Source organism: Paracoccus indicus (assembly GCF_003056335.1).
Classification (GTDB): domain Bacteria; phylum Pseudomonadota; class Alphaproteobacteria; order Rhodobacterales; family Rhodobacteraceae; genus Paracoccus; species Paracoccus indicus.
Map to the genome: position 1 here is coordinate 15,261 of NZ_PYWA01000010.1, position 21,199 is coordinate 36,459.

The following is a 21,199-nucleotide window of genomic DNA, read 5'->3' on the forward strand; positions in this document are numbered from 1 at the left end:
GCGTGAACATGATGTTTTGCGCGCCGTGAACTTATCCCAGGTAGGCGCGCAGGCCGGGGGGCGGGTCGTCCAGCAAGGGGGCGGTGTCGCGAGGGGCATGGGCGCGGCCATCCTCGACCAGAATGGTTTGGGGTGAAAAGACGCGGGCGTCCTGCGGATCATGGGTGACCATCAGGACCGTGGCCTCGGTTCCGTCGGCGATATCGTTCAGCAGCGACAGCATTTCAGCCTTCAACGCGGGGCCGAGCGCCGCGAAAGGCTCGTCCAGCAGCAGGATGGGGCGGGCCCGCAGCAGGACGCGAGCCAGCGCGACGCGGCTTTGCTGGCCGCCCGACAGCGCGGCGGGACGGCGATCACCCATGCCGGACAGTCCCACCTGATCCAGAACCTGCGCCACGCGGTTGCGCTGGCTTGTATCCAGACGCAGATCAGGCCGAAGCCCCATGCCTATATTTTGTCTTATAGTCAGATGCGGAAACAAATTATGGTGCTGGAACAGCGTCGATATGGGTCGATCGCCCGGCGCCATGCCGGTGATGTCCTGCCCGTTCCACATCACCTTCCCCTGATCGGGGAACAGAAAGCCGCCAATCAGCGACAGCAAGGTGGATTTGCCCGACCCCGAAGCACCGATCACCGCGAAACGTCCGCCTTTGGGCAATGTCAGATCGGCGCAAAGACTGAAATCATCCTGACGAAATGCGATGTCCCGCAATTCAAGCATCCAGCCGCCCCCCCTTGTCGAAGACCCAGAACAGCCCGAAGCTGAGCGCCATCAGCAGCACCGCCGCCCCCGCCGCATCCGCCATGCGATAGCTGTTCATCAGCTGATACAGTTTCAACGGCAATGTCGGCTGATCGCTGGCGAACAATGTGATCACGCCCAGATCGCCCATGGCAAGCGCCGCCGCAAGCCCCCCGGCAAAGCCCAGGGGACGCGCAAGACGCGGCAGGGTCAGGTAGCGCAGCCGCGCCCAACCCCGCAGGTCCAGCGAGGCCGCCAGCTGGCCGTAATCGTCCTGCAGGCTGCGCGCCGCCGGGATCAGCGCCCGCAGCCCGAAGGGCAGGGCCATGGCGGCGTTGATCGCCACCGTCACCGGCAGCGCCATCTGCTGAGGGCCGGCCATATCGCGCAGCAGGATGAACAGCCCCGTTCCCAGAACCAGAGGCGAGGCGATCAGCGGCAGCATGCCCGCCGCCTCGATCCAACGGCCAGCCCCACGCGCGATGGTCAGGGCCAGCGTCAGGCACAGCATCACCGCCAGCAGGGCCGAGATCACCGCCATCACCACCGACCGCCCCGCCGCCCACCAGATATCGGCCTGCAGCATTGGCAGACGCGGCACGCCCACCGCCATTACCGCCGCCAGCGGCCACAGCAGGAACCCCGCCGCCAGTGCAATGACCGCCGCATCCGCCGCAACGCGCCAGCCGCGCGGACCGGTCGGACCTTGGCCAGCGTCCATGCCCGCCCCGAAGCCCGCCGGAATGGCGATCCAACGCGCGGCCAGCATCGCGGCGATGCACAGACCGATCTGCACCAGCCCAAGCGTCGCCGCCCGTCCCAGATCGAAATCGAAGCGGAAGGCCTGATAGATCGCCAGCTCGACCGTCGTGGCACGCGGGCCACCGCCAAGGGCCAAAGCGACGGTGAAGGATGTGAGGCACACCAGGAAGACCGCCAGCCAGACGCCCGGCAGGGCCGCGCGCAGCATCGGGCGCTCCAGATGACGGGCGATGTCGGCGGGCGCAAAGCCCAAGCTGCTGGCTAGGCGGAAGCGTTCGGACGGGATCGCCTGCCAGCCTTGTAGGATCAGCCGCACCGACAGTGGCAGGTTGAAGAAAACATGCGCCAAAATCACCCCCTGCCAGCCATAGATGCCGATCTCGGGCAGGCCCAGGGCACGCAGACCCTCATTCAACGCGCCATTGCGCCCGAAGACCGAGATCAGCCCCATGATCGCCACGATCACCGGCAGGATGAAGGGCGCCCCCAGCAGGGTCACCAGCAGCCCGCGTCCCCGGAACCGTCGCCGCGCCAGCGCCCGCGCCACGGGCACGGCCAGCGCCGCCGACAGCGTGGCCGACAGCGCCGCCTGCCAGATGGTGAAGCGCACCGCCCGCCAGTCCCATTCGCCCAGACCCGACAACCCGCCCGCCTGCCATGCGACGGCGGCCAGCGTGCCAAGGATCAGGGCGCCCAGTCCGGCGGCGACGATGCGTCCCGCGATCACCCCGCGAAGGCGCGCAGCCATTCGTCCAGCGCCGGTTGGCGCAGGGCTTCGGCCTCGTCCTCGGAATAGAACAGCGTCTTGTCGGGGCGGGGCAGGTCGCGCATGACCTGCGGCCAGTCGTCCTGCGGCAGCTTGGCGGGTAGGGACCAGTTGGCAAGCGGAATGGTCTTCTGGAACTCAGGCGTCAGGATCCAGTCCATGAACTGCTGCGCCAGTTCGGGCTGATCGGTCGAGGCCACCTGCGCTGCCAGTTCGGCCATGAAGTAATGACCTTCAGGGAAGATCGCGGCCTTCTTGGTCAGGTCATCCTCGGCCGCGATGTGATAGGCGGGCGAGGTGGTGTAGGAGAGGACCATGTCCGCCTCTCCGTCCGTGAACATGCCATAAGATTCCGACCAGCCGCGCGTCACGGTCAGCACCTTGGGGGCCAGCTTGGCCCAGGCATCCGGCGCATCGTCGCCATAGACCTGCTTGACCCAGAGCAGCAGCGCCAGACCGGAAATGGACGACCGCGGGTCCTGAATGACGATCTTCAGGTCGTCGGGCGCGTCCAGCAATTCCTGAAAGCTGGCGGGCGGGTTTTCCAGCCGCGTGTTGTCATAGACGAAGGCGGTTTCGCCCCAGTTGTAGGGCAGGAAGATGTCATCGGTCCATTCCACCGGCAGCGACATGTCCGAGGTGTCCTGCCCATGGGGCGCGAACAGACCGGATGCGCGGGCGCGGGCGGTGACATCGGTGTTCAACCCGAAGACGATGTCGGCATCCGTCCCCTCACCCTCCATCAGCAGGCGGGGCAGGATATCGCCGGTGACGAAATCCAGCGTGCAGTCGCAGAAGGCCTCGAACTCGGACTTGATCTTGGGGCCGGGGCCCCATTCGCTGGCGATGTAATCGCTGGCATAGACGGTCAGCACCCGGTCCTGTGCCAGTGCGGGGGTCGCGGCCAGCAGGGCGGTGGCGATCAGCAGGGGTTTCACGGTGGCCTCCTCTCAAACGGGTTTCGAAAGAAAGGACAGCCGTCACCTTCCCTCCGCCGGGTATCAACCGGATCAGGTTCAACGGGTCCGCAACTGCGTCTCAGCCCATGCAGGGCACCCCGAGGTAGGCTTGAATGTAATGGTTTCACCGCAGCGCGCAAGCGGCTAGATACGGGGGCCAGAAGGAAGCCCAAGGACCGTCATGACCGACCAGCCCACCCCGATGATGGCGCAGTATCTTGCGATCCGCGAGGCGAACCCCGGTGCGCTGCTGTTCTATCGCATGGGCGATTTCTATGAAATGTTCTTCGACGACGCAGTCCAGGCCGCAGCCGCCTTGGACATTGCGCTGACAAAACGCGGGACGCATCAGGGCGAACCGATCCCGATGTGCGGCGTGCCGGTCCATGCCGCCGAAAGCTATCTTCTGACGCTGATCCGCAAAGGGTTCCGCGTGGCCATCGCCGAACAGATGGAGGACCCCGCCGAGGCCAAGAAGCGCGGGTCGAAATCGGTCGTCGCCCGCGATGTCGTCCGCCTTGTCACCCCCGGCACCCTGACCGAGGAATCGCTGCTGGAGGCGCGCCGCCACAACTTCCTTGCCGCCTATGCGCAGGTCCGCGACGAAGGGGCGCTGGCTTGGGTCGATATCTCGACCGGGGCGTTTCAGGTGATGGAATGCCCGCCTGCGCGGCTGGCCCCCGAACTGGCCCGCCTGACCCCGCGCGAGGTCTTGGCCGTGGGGTATGAATTCGAGGAGTTGGTCCAAGATGCGGGCGCCGCCCTGACCGACCTGCATCCCGGCGCCTTCGACAGCGCGGCCGGTGCGCGGCGGCTCTGTGCGCTTTACGGCGTCGAGACGCTGGACGGTTTCGGCAGTTTCACCCGGGCCGAGCAGGGCGCGATGGGCGCCATCGTCGATTACCTGGACATGACGCAGAAGGGCAAGCTGCCGCTTCTGCGCCACCCGGTCCGCGAACAGGCGGGCGGCGCGATGCAGATCGACGCGGCCACCCGCCGCAATCTGGAACTGACCCAAGCCCTGTCAGGCGGTCGCGAAGGGTCCCTGCTGGCGGCCATCGACCGCACCGTGACGGCCCCCGGCGCGCGTCTGCTGGAACGCCGCATCAGTGCCCCAAGCCGCGATCTGTCGCTGATCCATGCGCGTCAGGATAGCGTAGCCATGCTGGTCGACGACCCGCGACTGCTGGCCGATCTGCGCGGCGCGCTGGCCCGCGTGCCCGACATGGACCGCGCCCTGTCGCGGCTGGCGCTGGAACGCGGCGGTCCGCGCGATCTGGCGGCGATCCGGGCGGGGCTGACCCAAGGGGCCGCGATTGCCGAGCGTCTGCCGGATGACGCCGCGCAGGTGCTGCGCGACGCAGTGGCCGATCTGACCGGCCATGACGACTTGATCGACCTGCTGGATGATGCGCTGGTGGCCGAACCGCCCCTGCTGGCCCGCGACGGCGGTTTCGTGGCCGAGGGGCATGACGAGGATCTGGACCAGACCCGCCGCTTGCGCGACGAAGGGCGTGGCGTCATCGCGGGCATGCAGGCCGACTATGCCGCGATGGCCGGTGTCGGCAGTCTGAAGATCAAGCACAACAACGTCCTGGGCTATTTCATCGAGACGACCGCCACCCATGCCGAACGCATGATGGCCGCGCCGCTGAACCAGACCTTCATCCACCGCCAGACGACCGCCAACCAGATCCGCTTCACCACGGTCGAGCTGTCCGAGCTGGAAACCCGCATCCTGAATGCCCGCGATCGTGCCTTGGAGATCGAGCGCGGCATCTTCGACCGCTTGCGCACCGCCGTTCTGGACCGCGCCGGTCCCATCGGGCAAGCGGCGCGGGCACTGGCCGAGATCGACCTGGCGGGTGCCTTTGCCGACATCGCATCCGGCGAGGGTTGGGTGCGCCCGCGCGTCGACGACAGCCGCGCCTTTTCCATCACCGGCGGGCGGCATCCCGTCGTGGAACGCGCGTTGAAGCGCAAGGCCGAAAGTTTTGTCGCCAATGATTGCGATCTGACCCAGGGCGCGACCCCGGCCATCTGGCTGCTGACCGGTCCCAACATGGCGGGCAAATCGACCTTCCTGCGCCAGAACGCCCTGATTGCCGTTCTGGCGCAGGCGGGCGGTTTCGTCCCCGCCAGCCACGCCCATATCGGCATCGTCAGCCAACTGTTCAGCCGCGTCGGCGCTGCCGATGACCTAGCGCGGGGCCGGTCGACCTTCATGGTCGAAATGGTCGAAACCGCCGCCATCCTGAATCAGGCCGACGACCATGCGCTGGTGATCCTGGACGAGATCGGGCGCGGCACGGCCACCTGGGACGGGTTGTCCATCGCCTGGGCCGTGATGGAGCATCTGCATGCCGCCAACCGCTGCCGTGCGCTGTTTGCGACCCATTACCACGAGATGACCGCCCTGACCGCGCGACTGGAGGGCGTTGAAAACGCCACCGTCGCCGTGCGCGAATGGGAAGGCGACGTGATCTTCCTGCATGAGGTGCGCAAAGGTGCCGCCGACCGCAGCTATGGCGTGCAGGTGGCGCGGCTGGCCGGTCTGCCCGCATCCGTGGTGGACCGGGCACGCGAGGTTCTTGACGCGCTGGAATCGGGCGAACGCGAAGGTGCCGCCCGCCCCGCCGCGCTGATCGACGACCTGCCGCTGTTCCGTGCAGCCCCGCCCGCCCCTGCGCCCGCAAAATCATCCCCGCTGGACGCGGCGCTGAAAGCGGTGCATCCCGACAGCCTGACCCCGCGCGAGGCGCTGGATCTGGTCTATCAACTGAAAGCCCTGACCGAGGACGCCGAACCATGAGCTACAACACCTTCGGCCGCGAATTCCGCTTCACCACCTGGGGCGAAAGCCACGGCCCCGCCCTGGGCGCGACCGTCGACGGCGTCCCCCCCGGCGTTCCCCTGTCCGAGGAATACATCCAGCGCTTCATGGACCGCCGCCGCCCCGGCACCAGCAAGCACACGACCCAACGGCGCGAGGCCGATCAGGTCCGCATCCTCTCGGGCGTCTTCGAAGGGGTGACGACCGGAACCTCGATCCAGCTGATGATCGAGAATACCGACCAGCGGTCGAAGGATTACGGCGACATCGCCACCAGCTTCCGCCCCGGCCATGCCGATATCAGCTATCACCTGAAATACGGCGTGCGCGATTATCGCGGCGGCGGTCGGTCCTCGGCGCGGGAAACGGCGGCGCGGGTGGCCGCGGGGGCGGTGGCCCATGCGGTGCTGGCCAAGCTGGCCCCCGACATGCAGATCATCGGCTACATGGTGCAGATGGGCACGCTGCGTCTGGACCGCGACCGCTTCGATGCGGAAGCCATCGACACCAACCCCTTCTTCCTGCCCGATGCGGGCGCGGTCGAGGCTTGGTCCGACTATCTGGACGGCATCCGCAAGGATCAGAACAGCGTCGGCGCCGCGATCGAGGTGCTGGTGCGCCACTGCCCGCCGGGCCTCGGCGCGCCGGTCTATGCCAAGCTGGACACCGATCTGGCCGCTGCGATGATGTCGATCAACGCCGTCAAGGGCGTCGAGATCGGCGAGGGCATGGCCGCAGCAAGCCTGACCGGCGTCGACAATGCCGACGAGATCCGCATGGGCGAAGACGGCCCCGAGTTCCTGTCGAACCACGCAGGCGGGATCCTCGGCGGGATTTCGACGGGGCAGGACATCGTGGTGCGGTTTTCCATCAAGCCGACCAGCTCGATCACGACGCCGCGCCGCTCGATCAATTCGCGGGGCGAGGAAATCGAGGTCATCACCAAGGGCCGCCACGACCCCTGCGTCGGCATCCGCGCCGTCCCGGTGGCCGAGGCGATGGCCGCCTGCGTGCTGCTGGATCATCTGCTGATGGACCGCGCGCAGACCGGCGGCCTGCGCGGGCGCATCGGTCAGGACTGATCGGCCAGAAAGGCGTCGACCTCGGCGGCCGAGGGGATGGCATCGCCCGCCCCCGGTCGCGTCACCTGCAGCGCCGCCGCAGCCGATGCGCGGCGCAGCGCATCGGGGATTGGCAGCCCCGCGTCCAGACCAGCCGCGAAATAGCCCGCGAAGGTGTCGCCCGCGCCGGTCGTATCCACCGGCGTCACCTTGAAGGACGCCTGTTCATGCGTCTGGCCGCTGGTCAGATCGCGATACTCGGCCCCCTTCGATCCGCGCGTGATCAGCAGACCCTGAACCGGCAGATCGCCGGGCATGGCGGCGAAGAGCTGCGCGGCCTCGCCCTCGTTCATGGCCAGAATGCTGACATGGGGCAGGATCTGGCGCACGGCCTCCAGATCGAAGGGCGCGGCGGAATAGATAACCCGTGCGCCTGTGGCATTGGCGACCTCGGCGGCGGCGACCTGGCCGTTGGTTTCATTCTGGATCAGCAGCGTGTCGGATGCCCCGATCCCCGCCAGCGCTTGCGCCAGACGGTCGTCGCCAATAGCGCGGTTGGCACCGGGGTGGATGACGATCGCATTTTCAGCATGGGCATCGACCATGATGATGGCGTGGCCTGTGACCTGATCGACCATCCGCGCGACGTGATCGGTGCCGACGCCTTTTTCGGCCAGCCGCTCGATCACCCAGTCATCGCCCGACCCCATCGCGCCCAGATGATGCGTCACCGCCCCGGCCTGCGCTGCGGCGACCGATTGGTTCGCCCCCTTGCCGCCAAGCCCTGAATCGTGACCGCGAGAGGTCAGCGTCTCGCCGGGTTGGGGCAGGCTGTCCAGCCGATAGACCCGGTCGATGTTGATGGACCCCAGATTCCAGATCGCCATGGCCGTCTCCTCCGTTCGACGGGCGACATCTGACCGAGGCTGCGGCCCCTTGTCCAGAGACGAAAAAACGCGCCCGTTTCGGGGCGCGTTCCTTCAGGTCGTGATGATCGCGGGCGATCAGTGCTTCAGCTTGCCCTTGTGGGGTGCCCAGAGGCGCTTGTTCACCAGGTACAGCAGTGCGCTGAGGACGATCAGGAACAGCACGGCGACCAGGCCCACGGACTTGCGATCCATCATCTTGGGCTCGGCGGTCCACATCAGGAAGGCCGAAACGTCGGTCGCCATCTGATCGACGGTGGCCGGGGTGCCGTCGGCATAGGTCACGCGGTCTTCCGACAGCGGTGGCGGCATGCCGATCCAGCCGCCGGGGAAGGCGCTGTTGCCGTAAAGCACCGATCCGGCCTGTTCCTGTTCCTCGCCGGTATAGCTGGTCAGAACGGCGTGGATGTATTCCGGTCCGCCGATGCCCTTGACCAGCTGGTTGATGCCCAGGCCGATAGGCCCGTGGAAACCGGCCCGTGCCTTGGCCATCAGCGACAGGTCGGGACCCATGCCCATGCCCGAGACGGTCGGGAAGTGGTCGGTGGCGACGCGGTCACGTTCCTCGCCGGTGGCTTCGTCCACGATGGGCAGAAGCGTCGCGGCATAGGCGCGGACCTGATCCTCGGGCAGGCCGGGGCCGCTTTCGTCCGACAGGGTGCGGATCGGGACGAACTTCATGCCGTGGCAGGCCGAGCAGACCTCGGTATAGACCTGAAGGCCGCGCTGCAGCTGGAACTGGTCGTAGCTGCCGAAGGGGCCTTCGAAGCTGAAGTCGATGTCCTCGATATGGGCGGCACCGTGGTCGCCGCCGTGATCGTCCTCGCCCTCGGCGTGACCGGCATCTGCATGCTCGGTCTCGCCGTGATCGGCTTCGGCGTCGCCGTGGTCCGCCTCGGCCTGGGCCTCGGGCTCGGCTGCGGCGGGTTCTTCCGCGGCAGTTTCCTCGGCGCCGGTCTCGGCCGGGGTGGCCACGAAGGTCGTGCCCTCGGCGGGCGCGTCCTGCGTGCTGTCTGCGGGCTGCATCGGCACGGTGGTCGTGGCGGCCTCCTGCGCCAGCGCGAAGCCGGTCGCAGAGATCGTCAGGGCCAGCGCGGCCGTGAGCGTCTTGGTTCTCAGGGTCATTGCTTGGCTCTCCTTACTCGGCCGGTGTCGCCTTGGCGCTGTAATGCGCATTGAAGTCTTCCTCGATCGTGGCCGGCATGGGCTCGGGCTTCTCGATGACGCCCAGAAGCGGCAGGATGACCAGGAAGTAGGCGAACCAATAGGTCGAGGCCAGCAGCGCGATGTAGGGGTAGGGACCCGTCGTCGGCATGGCGCCGACCCACATCAGCACGACGAAATCGACGGCCAGCAGCCAGAACCACCACTTGAACTGCGGGCGGTAGCGGCCCGAGCGCACGCGAGAGGTGTCCAGCCAGGGCACCAGCGCCATGACGATGATCGCACCGAACATCGCCAGTACGCCGAAGAACTTGGCGTCGACGATGCCGAAGGACAGGAACTGCACCAGCTGCACGGCCCAGACATCGCCGTCGAAGGCGCGCAGGATGGCGTAGAAGGGCAGGAAGTACCATTCGGGAACGATATGGGCGGGCGTCGCCAGCGCGTTCGCCTCGATATAGTTGTCGGGGTGACCCAGATAGTTCGGCATGAAGCCCACGATCGCGAAGAAGACGACCATGATGACGGCCAGCGCCAGCAGGTCCTTGATCACGAAATAGGGCCAGAAGGGCAGGGTGTCCTTCTGCGCTTCCTCTTTCGAACCGCGGCGGACCTCGATGCCCGTCGGGTTGTTGTTGCCGGTCGAGTGGAAGGCCCAGATGTGGACGATCACCAGGCCCGCGATGACAAAGGGCAGCAGGTAGTGCAGCGAGAAGAAGCGGTTCAGCGTCGCGTTGCCGACGGCGGGGCCGCCCAGCAGCCAGGTCTGCAGCGATTCACCGATGCCCGGAATGGCACCGAAGAGACCGGTGATCACGGTCGCGCCCCAGAAGGACATCTGACCCCAAGGCAGCACGTAGCCCATGAAGGCCGTGGCCATCATCAGCAGATAGATCAGCATGCCGACGATCCAGGTCACCTCGCGCGGGGCCTTGTAGCTGCCGTAATAGAGGCTGCGGAAGATGTGCAGGTAGACCGCGACGAAGAACAGCGAGGCGCCGTTCGCGTGCAGGTAGCGCAGCATATAGCCGCCGTTCACGTTGCGCATGATGTGTTCGACGCTGGCGAAGGCCATGTCGACATGGGGCGTGTAGTGCATGACCAGCACGATGCCGGTGATGATCTGCAGCGCCAGGCAGAAGGTCAGGACGATGCCCCAGATCCACATCCAGTTGAGGTTCTTGGGCGTCGGGATGACAAGCGTGTCGTAAAGCAGTCCGGCCACCGGCAGACGGCGGTGCAGCCAGCGTTCGAAGCCCGACTTGGGCTGATAATGGTCGTGCGGTATTCCGGCCATGAGAACCCTCCTCAGCCCAACTGGATGGTGGTGTCGTTGATGAACGACGCCACGGGAATGTGCATGTTCTGCGGTGCGGGGCCACGGCGGATACGGCCTGCCGTGTCATAGTGGCTGCCGTGGCAGGGGCAGAACCAACCCCCGAAGTCGCCGGCGCCGTCGCCGATCGGCACGCAGCCCAGGTGGGTGCAGACGCCGATCTGGACCAGCCATTCGCCGGCCTCGTCCAGGGTGCGGTTTTCATCGGTGGCGGGCGATCCCGCCGGCAGGTTCGGGTTCTCGGCGTCCTGATCGACCAGTTCGTTCAGCTCGACCGCGCGTCCGGCCTCGATCTCCTCGGCGGTGCGGCGGCGGATGAAGACCGGCTTGCCCAGGAACAGGACGGTGATCTGGGATCCTTCGGTCACGCCGCTGACATCGACCGGAATCGAGGCAAGGGCCTGAACGTCAGCCGAGGGGTTCATCTGGTTCACAAGCGTCCAGGCGGCGGCACCGGCGGCCACCGTGCCTGCGCCCGCCGCGGCATAATAGAGGAAATCCCTCCGGGTGCCTACGTGGTCATCTGCGTGGGACACGGGTCATACTCCAATTCGGGCCGAAATTCAGGCCGATACGACATTCCGGGCCACGTCCGGGACGCAGCCTTCGCGTGGCGGTTCTATCGTTCAAATTCCTGTCAGTCCAGACTGTAACCCGGACGGAACCTGCGCATTTCGACGCATCTGTCGCAAATCCACCACGTTCCCGTCACAGCAGGCCTTCGGCGCGGAAACTCAGTTCGCGCGATTTTCCGATGATCAGGTGATCGTGGATGGTGATCGACATGCTTTCGGCGGCCTGCGCGATGCGGGCCGTCATGGTGATGTCCGCATCCGAAGGCGTGGGGTCGCCCGAGGGGTGGTTGTGGACCAGGATCAGGGCCGAGGCGTTCAGCTCCAGCGCCCGTCGGATGATCTCGCGTGGATAGACGGGAACGTGGTCGACGGTGCCGCGGGCCTGTTCCTCATCGGCGATCAGGACGTTCTTGCGGTCCATGAAGAGGACACGGAACTGCTCGATCTCTCGATGGGCCATGGCGGTGTGGCAATAGTCCAGCAGTTCTTGCCAGCCCGACAGGACGGGGCGGTGCATGACGCGGGCGCGTGCCAGGCGCTGTGCGGCGGCCTCGACGATCTTCAGCTCGGTCACCACCGCGGGGCCCACGCCGTCGATGGCCTGCAGCCGGGCGGGGGTTGCGGTCAGAACGCGATTGAAGTCGCCGAACGCCTCGATCAGGCGGCGCGCCAGCGGTTTCACGTCCTGCCGGGGAATGGCACGGAACAGGACCAGTTCCAGCATTTCATAGTCGGGCATGGCGGCGGCACCGCCCTGCATGAAGCGGTCGCGCAGACGCGCACGGTGATCGGCAAGATACGAGGGGGCAGTCTTGCCGCGCACGGGGACCACCGGCACCACGTCGTCGGGCGCGGGGTCGAAAAGCGATTGGGGCATTTCGCCAAAGGAACGATTCGGGTCCATGCCCGCAAGCATGGACCCGATCGGTAAACAAAGGGTTAAACCGCGATCAGCGGGTCATCCCGTCCCAGAAGCTGCGGACCTTGTCGAAGAAGCCGTCGGACTGAGGGCTGTTGTCGGCCTTCACCTCCTCGAACTCGCGCAGCAGCTCGCGCTGGCGGGCGGTCAGGTTCACGGGGGTTTCCACCGTCAACTCGATCAGCATGTCGCCCAGCTCGCCACCCGCTCCGGCACCGTGGCGCAGAGGGGGCATGCCCTTGCCGCGCAGGCGCATCTGGCGTCCGGTCTGGCTGCCCGCGGGCACCTTGACGCGTGCGCGACCGCCATCGATCGTCGGCACCTCGACCTCGCCGCCAAGGGCTGCGGTCGCCATGCTGACGGGCACCTGACAGGCCAGCATCTTGCCGTCGCGCAGGAAGATCGAATGCTCCTGCACCTCGACGAAGATATAGAGATCGCCCGCCGGGCCGCCGCGCAAGCCGGCCTCGCCTTCGCCCGCAAGGCGGATGCGGGTGCCGGTTTCCACGCCTGCGGGGATGTTCACCGACAGCGTGCGTTCGCGTTCCAGACGGCCTGCGCCGTGGCAGACCTTGCAGGGGTTCTTGATGATCTGACCGGCGCCGCCGCAGGTCGGGCAGGCGCGTTCGACGGTAAAGAAACCCTGCTGCGCGCGAACCTTGCCCATGCCCGCACAGGTCGGGCAGGCGGCAGGCTGGGTCGCGCCCTCGGCGCCGGTGCCGTCGCATTCGTCGCAGGCGGCCGAGCCGTTGACGGTGATCGGCTTCTGCACGCCGACATAGGCCTCTTCCAAGGTGACCCGCAGGTTGTAGCGCAGGTCTTGGCCGCGTTGAGCGCGCGACCGTCCGCCGCCACCGCCAGCGCGACGCCCGCCCATCATGTCGCCGAAGAGATCCTCGAAGACATCGGCGAAGGCCGAACCGAAGTCGCCCTGCGGACCGGCACCGCCGCGACCGCCGAAGCCGCCGCCGAAACCACCGCCGCCGCCTTCGAAGGCCGCATGGCCGAAGCGGTCATAGGCCGATTTCTTCTGTTCGTCCTTCAGGCAGTCATAGGCCTCGTTCGCTTCCTTGAAGCGGACCTCGGCGGTCGCATCGTTGGGGTTGCGATCGGGATGCAGTTCCTTGGCCTTGGTGCGATAGGCCTTCTTGATCTCGTCGGCCGAAGCCCCGCGGCTGACCCCGAGCACCTCGTAATAGCAACGCTTGCTCATGTGTCGTCCTATTCCTTTGCCTCAAAGAAAGCGGGCCGGTCCGCATCGGAATGCAGACCGGCCCCTTTCTGAGAGTCGGCCTCGATCAGCCGCGCTTCTTGTCTTCGCCCAAGTCTTCGAAATCGGCGTCCACGATGTCCTCGTCGACCTCGCGTTCCGTTTCCTCGGAGGAGGCGGCCTCGTCGCTGCCTTCCTGAGCCTTGTAGATGGCTTCGCCAAGACGCATCGAGGCGTCCATGACGTTCTGGATGCCGGAACGGATCTTGCCCGCGTCTTCCGACTTCAGGGCCTCTTCCAGCGCACCGATGGCCAGTTCGATGGCTTCGACGGTCGAGCTGTCGACCTTGTCGCCATGATCGGCCAGCGATTTCTTGGTCGAATGGATCAGGCTTTCGGCCTGGTTGCGGGCCTCGACCAGTTCGCGACGGTTCTTGTCGGCTTCGGCGTTGGATTCCGCATCATCGACCATCCGCTGGATGTCCTCGTCGGTCAGACCGCCCGAAGCCTGGATGGTGATGTTCTGTTCCTTGCCGGTGCCCTTGTCCTTGGCCGAAACCGAGACGATGCCGTTGGCGTCGATGTCGAAGGTCACCTCGATCTGGGGCATGCCGCGCGGTGCGGGCGGAATGTCCTCGAGGTTGAACTGACCCAGCATCTTGTTGTCGGCAGCCATCTCGCGCTCGCCCTGGAAGACCCGGATCGTCACGGCGTTCTGGTTGTCCTCGGCGGTCGAGAAGATCTGGCTCTTCTTGGTCGGGATCGTCGTGTTGCGGTCGATCAGGCGGGTGAAGACACCACCCAGGGTCTCGATGCCCAGGGACAGCGGCGTCACGTCCAGCAGAACCACGTCCTTGACGTCACCCTGCAGAACACCGGCCTGAATGGCGGCGCCCAATGCGACGACCTCGTCGGGGTTCACGCCCTTGTGGGGTTCCTTGCCGAAGAAGTCGGTGACTTCCTGGACGACCTTGGGCATGCGGGTCATGCCGCCGACCAGAACGATCTCGTCGATCTCGCCCTTGGCGCAACCGGCGTCCTTCAGGGCTTCCTGAACGGGCTTCATGGTGCGCTTGATCAGATCGGCGACCAGGCTTTCCAGCTTGGCGCGGGTCAGCTTCATGACCATGTGCAGCGGCTGGCCGTTCGAGCCCATGCTGATGAAGGGCTGGTTGATCTCGGTCTGGCTGCTGCTGGACAGTTCGATCTTGGCCTTCTCGGCGGCTTCCTTCAGGCGCTGAAGGGCCATCTTGTCGGCAGTCAGATCGACGCCATGCTCTTTCTTAAACTCATCGGCCAGGTAGTTGACGATGCGCATGTCGAAGTCTTCGCCACCCAGGAAGGTGTCGCCGTTCGTCGATTTGACCTCGAACAGGCCGTCATCGATTTCCAGGATGGTGATGTCGAAGGTGCCGCCGCCAAGGTCGTAGACCGCGATGGTCTTCGTCTCTTTCTTGTCCAAGCCATAGGCCAGGGCAGCCGCGGTCGGCTCGTTGATGATGCGCAGAACTTCAAGGCCGGCGATCTTGCCCGCATCCTTGGTGGCCTGGCGCTGTGCGTCGTTGAAATAGGCCGGAACGGTGATCACGGCCTGGGTCACGGTCTCGCCCAGGTAGGATTCGGCGGTTTCCTTCATCTTCTGAAGGATCATCGCGCTGACCTGGGAAGGAGAGTAGTTCTCATCCTTGACCTGCACCCATGCGTCGCCATTGCCGCCGTCGACGATGCTGTAAGGGACCAGCTTGCGGTCCTTCTCGACGGCTTCGTCACCGATGCGGCGGCCGATCAGGCGCTTGACGGCAAAGACAGTGTTGCTGGGGTTCGTCACGGCCTGACGCTTGGCGGGCTGGCCGACCAGACGTTCGCCATCCGTGAAACCCACGATCGAGGGCGTGGTGCGTGCGCCTTCGCTGTTTTCGATGACCTTGGGCTGGCTGCCGTCCATGATGGCCACGCAGCTGTTGGTGGTGCCAAGGTCGATGCCGATGACTTTAGACATATGGATATAACCTCTCTTGCGGCGATATTTTGAGCTACGGGTCCGTTTTGGCCCCCGCGGCCCGATCCCTTGCTTTGAATTAGACCCGATACGGACCGGGCTGCTTCGGGGGTGTATATAGGGATGCAATTCTGCCCCGCAAGCACCGCCAGGCCGCAAAATCGGCCCTTTATGACGCCTTTTGCGTCCTCTTGGGGCAGGAATTTACTGCGTGGCGGCCCAGCTGATCGATTCGTGCTTGCGCGTGGTGAAGTTGATCAGAAGCCCGATCATCAGCATGGCGATGGAAAACCACAGCGGATAAAGCAGGATCGTCTTGTGGGGCGAATAGTTGATGAACAGGAAGCCGCGTTCCTGGTCGATCAGGTGAAACAGCGGGTTCCAGAAGAACCACGGCAGGATGAAGGTCGGCATGGTGTTGGCCACGAAGAACTTGCCCGATGCGAACATGTTCACCCGCTGATAAAGCGTCGTCAGCATCTTGGCGGTGGCGGGCGACCAAGGCCTGATCCCCAGGAAGACCAGCCCGACGCAGCATCCCGAGAACCAGGACAGCAGGAACAGCGACGCCGCCCCGAGCGGGTCGTAGATGGTGATGGGCGTGAACAGCACGTGATAGGCCAGAAGCAGGACGATGATGCTGATGGCCTGCTTGTAGAGAATCGCCAGCGCCGCCCCCGAGATCAGCACCGCAGCGTTCAGCGGTTCATGCTTGATGATCCCCGACGAGACCGAGTGGCTGGCCGAGACCGCCCCCACCGATTGCACATGCAGCATGAAGATGAAGATGCCCGACATGATGTACAGCAGGAAATCCCCGCGAAGCGGCGCCGTCTTGATGCCGACCAGCGCGTAAAGCGCCAAAAACACCAGCATGAACAGCGAAGTCTGCACGATCGTCAGCAACAGGCCGACGGCGGCGTTGCGGTGTTCGGTGCGCAGGTTGTAGACCGTCTGGTGATAGATCAGCGCCAGCGTGGTGAAGGCCGCCTGGACCATGTTCCGGCTTTGACGTTGCTTGAACAGCATTCCGACACCTCGGCAAGGAAATGATGCGGGATTGTCGCAGCCTCGGGGCAGCCATGGTGGCGGTGCTTGCCGATATCCCTTTGCGGCATCATAAGGATGGCAGGACCCTCACGCAATCCGGCATGGCCGGACAGGCCCCGCCACGTAAAGGAAAGTGAATGCAATTCGACCGATTGACCACCGAAATGCGCCGCCTTGCCCTGCTGGCGGGCGAGCGGATCATGGAAATCTATCAGTCCGACGACTTCGAGACGCGCACCAAGGCCGACGATTCCCCCGTGACCGAGGCTGACGAGGCTGCCGATGCCATCATCTCGGCCGGCTTGCGCGAGGCTTTCCCCGACATCCCGCTGGTCACCGAGGAACAGGCCGAGACCCATGGCCAGTCGCTGTCCACCTTCCTGATCGTCGATCCGCTGGACGGCACCAAGGAATTCGTCAAGCGCCGCGGCGATTTCACCGTGAACATCGCCTATGTCGAAAACGGCGTGCCGGTGCGCGGCGTGGTCTATGCACCCGCCAAGGACCGTCTGTTCTATACCAGCGCCGACGGCATGTCGGTCGAGGAGAAGGCCCCCTTCGGCGAGGCTCCCGGCAAGGTCGAGCCGATCGGCGTCAACGCCACGCCCGACAACCGCGCGCTGATGGTCGTGGCCTCGAAGTCGCACCGCGATGCGGCCACGGACGCCTATATCGGGCAGTATGCCGTGCGCGACATGACCAGCGCCGGATCCTCGCTGAAGTTCTGCCTGGTGGCGACCGGAGAGGCGGATCTCTATCCACGGCTGGGCCGCACGATGGAATGGGATACGGCCGCCGGCGATGCCGTCCTGCGCGGGGCGGGCGGTCAGGTCGTGCGCTTCGACGACCACAGCACCTTCGTCTATGGCAAGCCTGGGTTCGAGAACCCCTTCTTCATCGCCTATGCCCCCGGCGTCCTGCTGGTGAAGCCGTAAGATGTCGGTCGTCATCGTCATACCCGCGCGCCATGCCTCGACGCGCTATCCGGGCAAGCCGCTGGTCGAACTGCGCGGTGCTGGCGGGCAGGCGCGCAGCCTGATCCGGCGCAGCTGGGACGCCGCCATGGCGGTCTCGGGCGTGGACCGGGTCGTGGTGGCCACCGATGACGACCGCATCCGCGATCATGCCGAAGGTTTCGGCGCCGAGGTCGTGATGACCTCGACCTCCTGCCGCAATGGGACCGAGCGCTGCGCCGAGGCGATCGCCAACCTTGGCATCACCCCCGAAATCGTCGTGAACCTTCAGGGCGACGCCCCCCTGACCCCCGCCTGGTTCGTCGAGGATCTGTTCGCGGGCCTGCGTGCCGCCCCCGATGCGCAGGTCGCCACGCCGGTCCTGCGCTGTTCGGGCCGGATGCGTGCCGATCTGATCGCCGACCGCCACGCGGGTCGCGTGGGCGGGACGACGGCGGTCTTCGGGCATGACGGGCAGGCGCTCTATTTCTCGAAAGAGGTCATTCCCTTCGTGCCGGGCGATGTGGCGGATGACGCCGACAGCCCGGTCTTCCACCATGTCGGCGTCTATGCCTATCGCCCTAAGGCGCTTGGCGAATATGCCGGCTGGCCCGAAGGAACGCTGGAAAAGCTGGAGGGTCTTGAGCAGCTGCGTTTCCTGGAACGCGGGCGCCACGTCCTTTGCGTGCAGGTCGAGGCGCGCGGGCGCCAGTTCTGGGAACTGAACAACCCCCAGGATGTCGAGCGTCTTGAACAGATGATGTCCGAAATGGGTCTGGACTGACCGCCCTCGCGCCATCGGTGCCGTCAACTTGGGCGGGAACTGTGAACAATTCGCAACATAATCGCGGAATGGCTTGGCGGGTAACTGCCTAGAATATAGTCTCTCTATTGAAATCCAGACCGCTGCGTGTAGGCAGGGGCGAATATTGAAGGTGGCCCGATGGGTCGCCGTGTTATCAGAGGTAGTTGAAATGGGTCGCAAGGTTACAAAAGCCATCTTTCCGGTTGCAGGTCTGGGGACTCGTTTCCTGCCAGCCACCAAGAGCATCCCGAAGGAGATCCTGTCCCTTGTCGATAAGCCGCTGATTCAATACGCAATCGACGAAGCGCGCGCCGCGGGCATCAAGGAATTCATCTTCGTCACCTCGCGTGGCAAGGGTGCGCTGGAAGATTACTTCGACCATTCGCACGAGCTGGAATCGAACCTGAAGAAGGCTGGCAAGGACAAGCTGCTGGACACGCTGCGTCAGACCAACATGGATTCGGGCGCCATCGCCTATATCCGCCAGCACAAGGCCTTGGGCCTGGGTCACGCCGTGTGGTGCGCCCGTCGCCTGCTGTCCGATGACGAGCCTTTCGCCGTCGTCCTGACCGACGACGTCATCCAGGGTGAGCCGCCCTGCCTGCAACAGATGATCGAAGCCTACGGCGAGACCGGCGGCAGCATGGTCGCCACCATGGAAGTCGCCCCGGAAAAGGCGTCCTCCTATGGCGTGCTGGACGTGGCCGAGGACATGGGCGCCATCGTCCGTGCCAAGGGCATGGTCGAAAAGCCCGCGATGGGCACGCAGCCGTCGAACCTGGCCGTGATCGGTCGCTATATCCTGGCGCCGAGCGTCATGAAGAACCTGAACAAGCTGAAGCAGGGCGCGGGTGGGGAAATCCAGCTGACCGACGCCATCGCCGAGGAGATCGAGGCCGGACGCGACGTCTTCGGCCTGCGCTTCCGCGGCCAGCGCTTCGATTGCGGGTCCAAGGCAGGCTTCCTGCAAGCGACCGTGGCCTTCGGCCTCGAGCGTGAGGAACTGCGCGACGAATTCTCGGAGTACCTGCATCACGTCATGGCAACGAACCGCGCGGCCGAGTGATCTGATGACCGGGAATGTTCTGGTCACGGGCGGTGCGGGCTATATCGGCTCGCACGCCTGCAAGGCCCTGTCGCAGGCGGGATATACCCCCGTCACCCTGGACAACCTGACGACCGGTTGGCGGGATGCCGTCAAGTTCGGCCCGCTTGTCGAAGCAGACCTGATGGATCGCGCGGCGCTGGACGCGGCATTCGCCGAGTATCAGCCTGTGGCTGTGCTGCATTTCGCAGCGCTGTCGCAGGTGGGCGAAGCCATGGCCGAGCCGGGAAAATACTGGCGCAACAACGTCGCGGGTTCGCTGAACCTGATCGAGGCGGCGATTGCGGCGGGTTGCATGAACTTCGTCTTCAGCTCGACCTGCGCCACCTATGGCGACCGCGACGGCGAGGTGCTGGACGAGGATACCCCGCAGGCACCCCTGAACGCCTATGGCGCCAGCAAGCGTGCCATCGAGGACATGCTGGTCGATTTCGAGGCCTCGCACGGGCTGCGCCATGTCATCTTCCGCTATTTCAACGTGGCGGGTGCCGATCCCGACGGCGAGGTGGGCGAATTCCACCGCCCCGAGACGCATCTGATCCCGCTGATCCTTGATGCGGTGGACGGCAAGCGCGCGGCGCTGACCATTCACGGCACGGATTATCCCACGCCGGACGGCACCTGCATTCGCGATTACGTCCATGTCATGGATCTGGTCGATGCGCATGTGAAGGGCCTGGAGTGGCTTCAGGCCGACAAGGGCAGCCGTGTATTCTGTCTGGGCACGGGCGACGGATTCTCGGTCCGTGAGGTCGTGGATGCCACCCGTCATGTGACCAACCGGCAGGTGCCGATGGTCGATGGGCCGCGCCGTGGCGGCGATGCCGTCAAGCTGGTCTGCGGCAGCCAGCGTGCGAAGACCGATCTGGGGTGGACGCCAGATCGTTCGACCATGAAGCAGATGATCGCGGATGCGTGGCGCTGGCATCAGGCGGGCGACTACAAGCAGTGAGCTTCGGCCCCGTTCGCAACGCCTGGCAGGCCTATCGTGCCAGGTGGAAGCGACGTGAACTTCTGTGGCGCGCCATCAAGGCGCGCCGCGACCTGCAGCCCGTGATCGATCGCACCGGCCTGATCGATCCCGACGACATTCTGGTCGTCACCACGCTGCGCAACGAACTGTCCCACCTGCCGGGTTTTCTGGATCACTATCGTCAGCTTGGTGTCGCGCATTTCCTGATGGTGGACAATGCCAGCGACGACGGATCCGACCGCTATCTGGCGGCGCAGCCCGACGTGTCGTTGTGGCGTTGTCAGGCCAGCTATCGCCAGGCGCGCTTCGGGCTGGATTGGGCCAACGCCCTGCTGATGCGGCATGGCAACGGGCATTGGTGCGTCACGGTCGATGCGGACGAACTGCTGATCTATCCGCATCACGATACGCGCCCCTTGCCGCAGCTGACCGCCCATCTGGACGCCTGCGGCATCGCGGGCATGGGCGCGTTGATGCTGGACCTCGCCCCAAGCGGGCCCGTGGGCGGTGCCGACGCACCCGAAGGGGCACCGCTGGCGCAGAGGCTGCCCTGGTTCGATCCGGGCCCATATCGTGCACAACGGATGATGCCGCGTCGCAACCTCTGGGTGCAGGGCGGTCTGCGGGTACGGGTCTTCTTTGCCGATGAACCGGCCCGATCGCCGACGCTGAACAAGCTGCCGTTGATGCGCTGGAACTGGCGGCAGGTCTATGTGAACTCGACCCATTCGGTGCTGCCGCGGGGACTGAACGATCTTTACGACGGGCCGTCCGATCCGCGGCTGTCGGGGGTGCTGCTGCACGGCAAGTTTCTGCCCGACATCGTTGCGAAATCGACCGAGGAGCTGATCCGTCGCCAGCATTTCGCCCGCCCCGAGGCCTATGCCGATTATCACCGCGCGGTGGCCCGCGGGCCGGTGCTGCGTGATGAAAGCTCGCAGCGTTTCACGGGTTGGCCGCAGCTGGTGCGCTTGGGTCTGATGGGCACAGGTGATTGGCCGCAGGACCCCGAACCCTGAAAAACCCTTGCCAAGCGGGACCATGGGGCACATTGCTAG

17 protein-coding genes, 1 pseudogene and 1 riboswitch are annotated in these 21,199 nt (G+C 65.3%); of the genes and pseudogenes, 7 read left to right on the forward strand and 11 right to left on the reverse strand.

Annotation, left to right across the window (positions count from 1 at the left end; all coding sequences use genetic code 11):
* Window positions 1–31 precede the first annotated feature (31 nt).
* Genes thiQ through DDE75_RS15065 form a run of 3 tightly spaced genes read right to left on the reverse strand, consistent with a single transcriptional unit; the run spans window position 32 to window position 3,211 of the window.
* Window positions 32–724, reverse strand: a complete 693-nt coding sequence (gene thiQ / locus DDE75_RS15055; RefSeq protein WP_108503203.1) for a thiamine ABC transporter ATP-binding protein — start codon at window positions 722–724, stop codon at window positions 32–34.
* Window positions 717–2,255, reverse strand: coding sequence for an ABC transporter permease family protein (locus tag DDE75_RS15060; RefSeq protein ID WP_108503204.1), 1,539 nt, complete (start codon window positions 2,253–2,255; stop codon window positions 717–719). Before DDE75_RS15060 ends, thiQ begins: the two co-directional genes overlap by 8 nt.
* Window positions 2,231–3,211, reverse strand: a complete 981-nt coding sequence (locus tag DDE75_RS15065) for a thiamine ABC transporter substrate-binding protein (protein ID WP_108503205.1) — start codon at window positions 3,209–3,211, stop codon at window positions 2,231–2,233. The genes DDE75_RS15060 and DDE75_RS15065 overlap by 25 nt, the downstream gene beginning before the upstream one ends.
* Window positions 3,212–3,242: 31 nt before the next feature.
* A riboswitch (TPP riboswitch) is annotated at window positions 3,243–3,343 on the reverse strand.
* 70 nt (window positions 3,344–3,413) lie between these two features.
* Between DDE75_RS15065 and mutS the strand changes: the two genes are divergently transcribed.
* A complete protein-coding gene (mutS, locus tag DDE75_RS15070; protein WP_108503206.1) occupies window positions 3,414–6,044 on the forward strand; it encodes a DNA mismatch repair protein MutS in 2,631 nt (876 codons plus the stop codon).
* Window positions 6,041–7,147: a chorismate synthase gene (aroC, locus tag DDE75_RS15075; RefSeq protein WP_108503207.1), complete on the forward strand. Its 1,107-nt coding sequence runs from the start codon at window positions 6,041–6,043 to the stop codon at window positions 7,145–7,147. The genes mutS and aroC overlap by 4 nt, the downstream gene beginning before the upstream one ends.
* Here aroC and DDE75_RS15080 read toward each other — a convergent pair.
* The 8 genes and pseudogenes from DDE75_RS15080 to DDE75_RS15115 all read right to left on the reverse strand — a co-directional run bounded on the left by DDE75_RS15080 (window position 7,138) and on the right by DDE75_RS15115 (window position 16,284).
* Window positions 7,138–8,013, reverse strand: coding sequence for a ribokinase (locus DDE75_RS15080; RefSeq protein ID WP_108503208.1), 876 nt, complete (start codon window positions 8,011–8,013; stop codon window positions 7,138–7,140). The genes aroC and DDE75_RS15080 overlap by 10 nt on opposite strands.
* 117 nt (window positions 8,014–8,130) lie before the next feature.
* Window positions 8,131–8,853 (reverse strand): annotated as a pseudogene (locus DDE75_RS15085) (cytochrome c1); the annotation flags it as partial.
* Window positions 8,854–9,190: 337 nt separating this feature from the next.
* On the reverse strand, window positions 9,191–10,513 hold the full coding sequence (petB, locus tag DDE75_RS15090) for a cytochrome b (RefSeq protein ID WP_108503209.1): 1,323 nt from the start codon (window positions 10,511–10,513) through the stop codon (window positions 9,191–9,193).
* A gap of 11 nt (window positions 10,514–10,524) precedes the next feature.
* The gene (petA, locus tag DDE75_RS15095; RefSeq protein WP_108503210.1) at window positions 10,525–11,088 is read right to left on the reverse strand and encodes a ubiquinol-cytochrome c reductase iron-sulfur subunit; all 564 of its coding nucleotides are present in this window, start codon (window positions 11,086–11,088) and stop codon (window positions 10,525–10,527) included.
* Between the two features lie 172 nt (window positions 11,089–11,260).
* Window positions 11,261–12,031, reverse strand: a complete 771-nt coding sequence (gene radC / locus DDE75_RS15100; RefSeq protein ID WP_162799065.1) for a RadC family protein — start codon at window positions 12,029–12,031, stop codon at window positions 11,261–11,263.
* Window positions 12,032–12,077: 46 nt separating this feature from the next.
* A complete protein-coding gene (gene dnaJ / locus DDE75_RS15105; protein WP_108503211.1) occupies window positions 12,078–13,259 on the reverse strand; it encodes a molecular chaperone DnaJ in 1,182 nt (393 codons plus the stop codon).
* Between the two features lie 85 nt (window positions 13,260–13,344).
* Window positions 13,345–15,255 carry a molecular chaperone DnaK gene (gene dnaK, locus DDE75_RS15110; RefSeq protein WP_108503212.1) on the reverse strand — a complete coding sequence of 637 codons (1,911 nt, stop codon included), beginning with the start codon at window positions 15,253–15,255 and terminating at the stop codon, window positions 13,345–13,347.
* Between the two features lie 204 nt (window positions 15,256–15,459).
* Window positions 15,460–16,284 carry an ABC transporter permease gene (locus DDE75_RS15115; protein ID WP_245894770.1) on the reverse strand — a complete coding sequence of 275 codons (825 nt, stop codon included), beginning with the start codon at window positions 16,282–16,284 and terminating at the stop codon, window positions 15,460–15,462.
* Between the two features lie 158 nt (window positions 16,285–16,442).
* Here DDE75_RS15115 and cysQ point away from each other — a divergent pair, with 158 nt between their 5' ends.
* From cysQ to DDE75_RS15140, 5 genes are all read left to right on the forward strand, one after another.
* Window positions 16,443–17,240, forward strand: coding sequence for a 3'(2'),5'-bisphosphate nucleotidase CysQ (gene cysQ / locus DDE75_RS15120; RefSeq protein ID WP_108503213.1), 798 nt, complete (start codon window positions 16,443–16,445; stop codon window positions 17,238–17,240).
* 1 nt (window position 17,241) lies between these two features.
* Entirely contained in the window at window positions 17,242–18,042 is an 801-nt protein-coding gene (locus DDE75_RS15125) for a 3-deoxy-manno-octulosonate cytidylyltransferase (protein ID WP_108503214.1), read from the forward strand.
* 190 nt (window positions 18,043–18,232) lie between these two features.
* Entirely contained in the window at window positions 18,233–19,129 is an 897-nt protein-coding gene (locus tag DDE75_RS15130; RefSeq protein WP_108503215.1) for a UTP--glucose-1-phosphate uridylyltransferase, read from the forward strand.
* A 4-nt stretch (window positions 19,130–19,133) separates the two neighbouring features.
* The gene (galE, locus tag DDE75_RS15135) at window positions 19,134–20,120 is read left to right on the forward strand and encodes a UDP-glucose 4-epimerase GalE (protein ID WP_108503216.1); all 987 of its coding nucleotides are present in this window, start codon (window positions 19,134–19,136) and stop codon (window positions 20,118–20,120) included.
* A complete protein-coding gene (locus DDE75_RS15140) occupies window positions 20,117–21,160 on the forward strand; it encodes a glycosyltransferase family 2 protein (protein ID WP_108503217.1) in 1,044 nt (347 codons plus the stop codon). The genes galE and DDE75_RS15140 overlap by 4 nt, the downstream gene beginning before the upstream one ends.
* Window positions 21,161–21,199 lie beyond the last annotated feature (39 nt).

Bases quoted from the DNA above. Each gene is read 5' to 3' on its own strand.
- aroC (WP_108503207.1), top strand. From the start codon at position 6,041: ATGAGCTACAACACCTTCGGCCGCGAATTCCGCTTCACCACCTGGGGC.
- DDE75_RS15060 (WP_108503204.1), bottom strand. From the start codon at position 2,255: ATGGCTGCGCGCCTTCGCGGGGTGATCGCGGGACGCATCGTCGCCGCC.
- DDE75_RS15125 (WP_108503214.1), top strand. From the start codon at position 17,242: ATGTCGGTCGTCATCGTCATACCCGCGCGCCATGCCTCGACGCGCTAT.
- petB (WP_108503209.1), bottom strand. From the start codon at position 10,513: ATGGCCGGAATACCGCACGACCATTATCAGCCCAAGTCGGGCTTCGAA.
- DDE75_RS15080 (WP_108503208.1), bottom strand. From the start codon at position 8,013: ATGGCGATCTGGAATCTGGGGTCCATCAACATCGACCGGGTCTATCGG.
- dnaJ (WP_108503211.1), bottom strand. From the start codon at position 13,259: ATGAGCAAGCGTTGCTATTACGAGGTGCTCGGGGTCAGCCGCGGGGCT.
- DDE75_RS15115 (WP_245894770.1), bottom strand. From the start codon at position 16,284: ATGCTGTTCAAGCAACGTCAAAGCCGGAACATGGTCCAGGCGGCCTTC.
- DDE75_RS15130 (WP_108503215.1), top strand. From the start codon at position 18,233: ATGGGTCGCAAGGTTACAAAAGCCATCTTTCCGGTTGCAGGTCTGGGG.
- thiQ (WP_108503203.1), bottom strand. From the start codon at position 724: ATGCTTGAATTGCGGGACATCGCATTTCGTCAGGATGATTTCAGTCTT.
- mutS (WP_108503206.1), top strand. From the start codon at position 3,414: ATGACCGACCAGCCCACCCCGATGATGGCGCAGTATCTTGCGATCCGC.
- cysQ (WP_108503213.1), top strand. From the start codon at position 16,443: ATGCAATTCGACCGATTGACCACCGAAATGCGCCGCCTTGCCCTGCTG.
- dnaK (WP_108503212.1), bottom strand. From the start codon at position 15,255: ATGTCTAAAGTCATCGGCATCGACCTTGGCACCACCAACAGCTGCGTG.
- radC (WP_162799065.1), bottom strand. From the start codon at position 12,031: ATGGACCCGAATCGTTCCTTTGGCGAAATGCCCCAATCGCTTTTCGAC.
- galE (WP_108503216.1), top strand. From the start codon at position 19,134: ATGACCGGGAATGTTCTGGTCACGGGCGGTGCGGGCTATATCGGCTCG.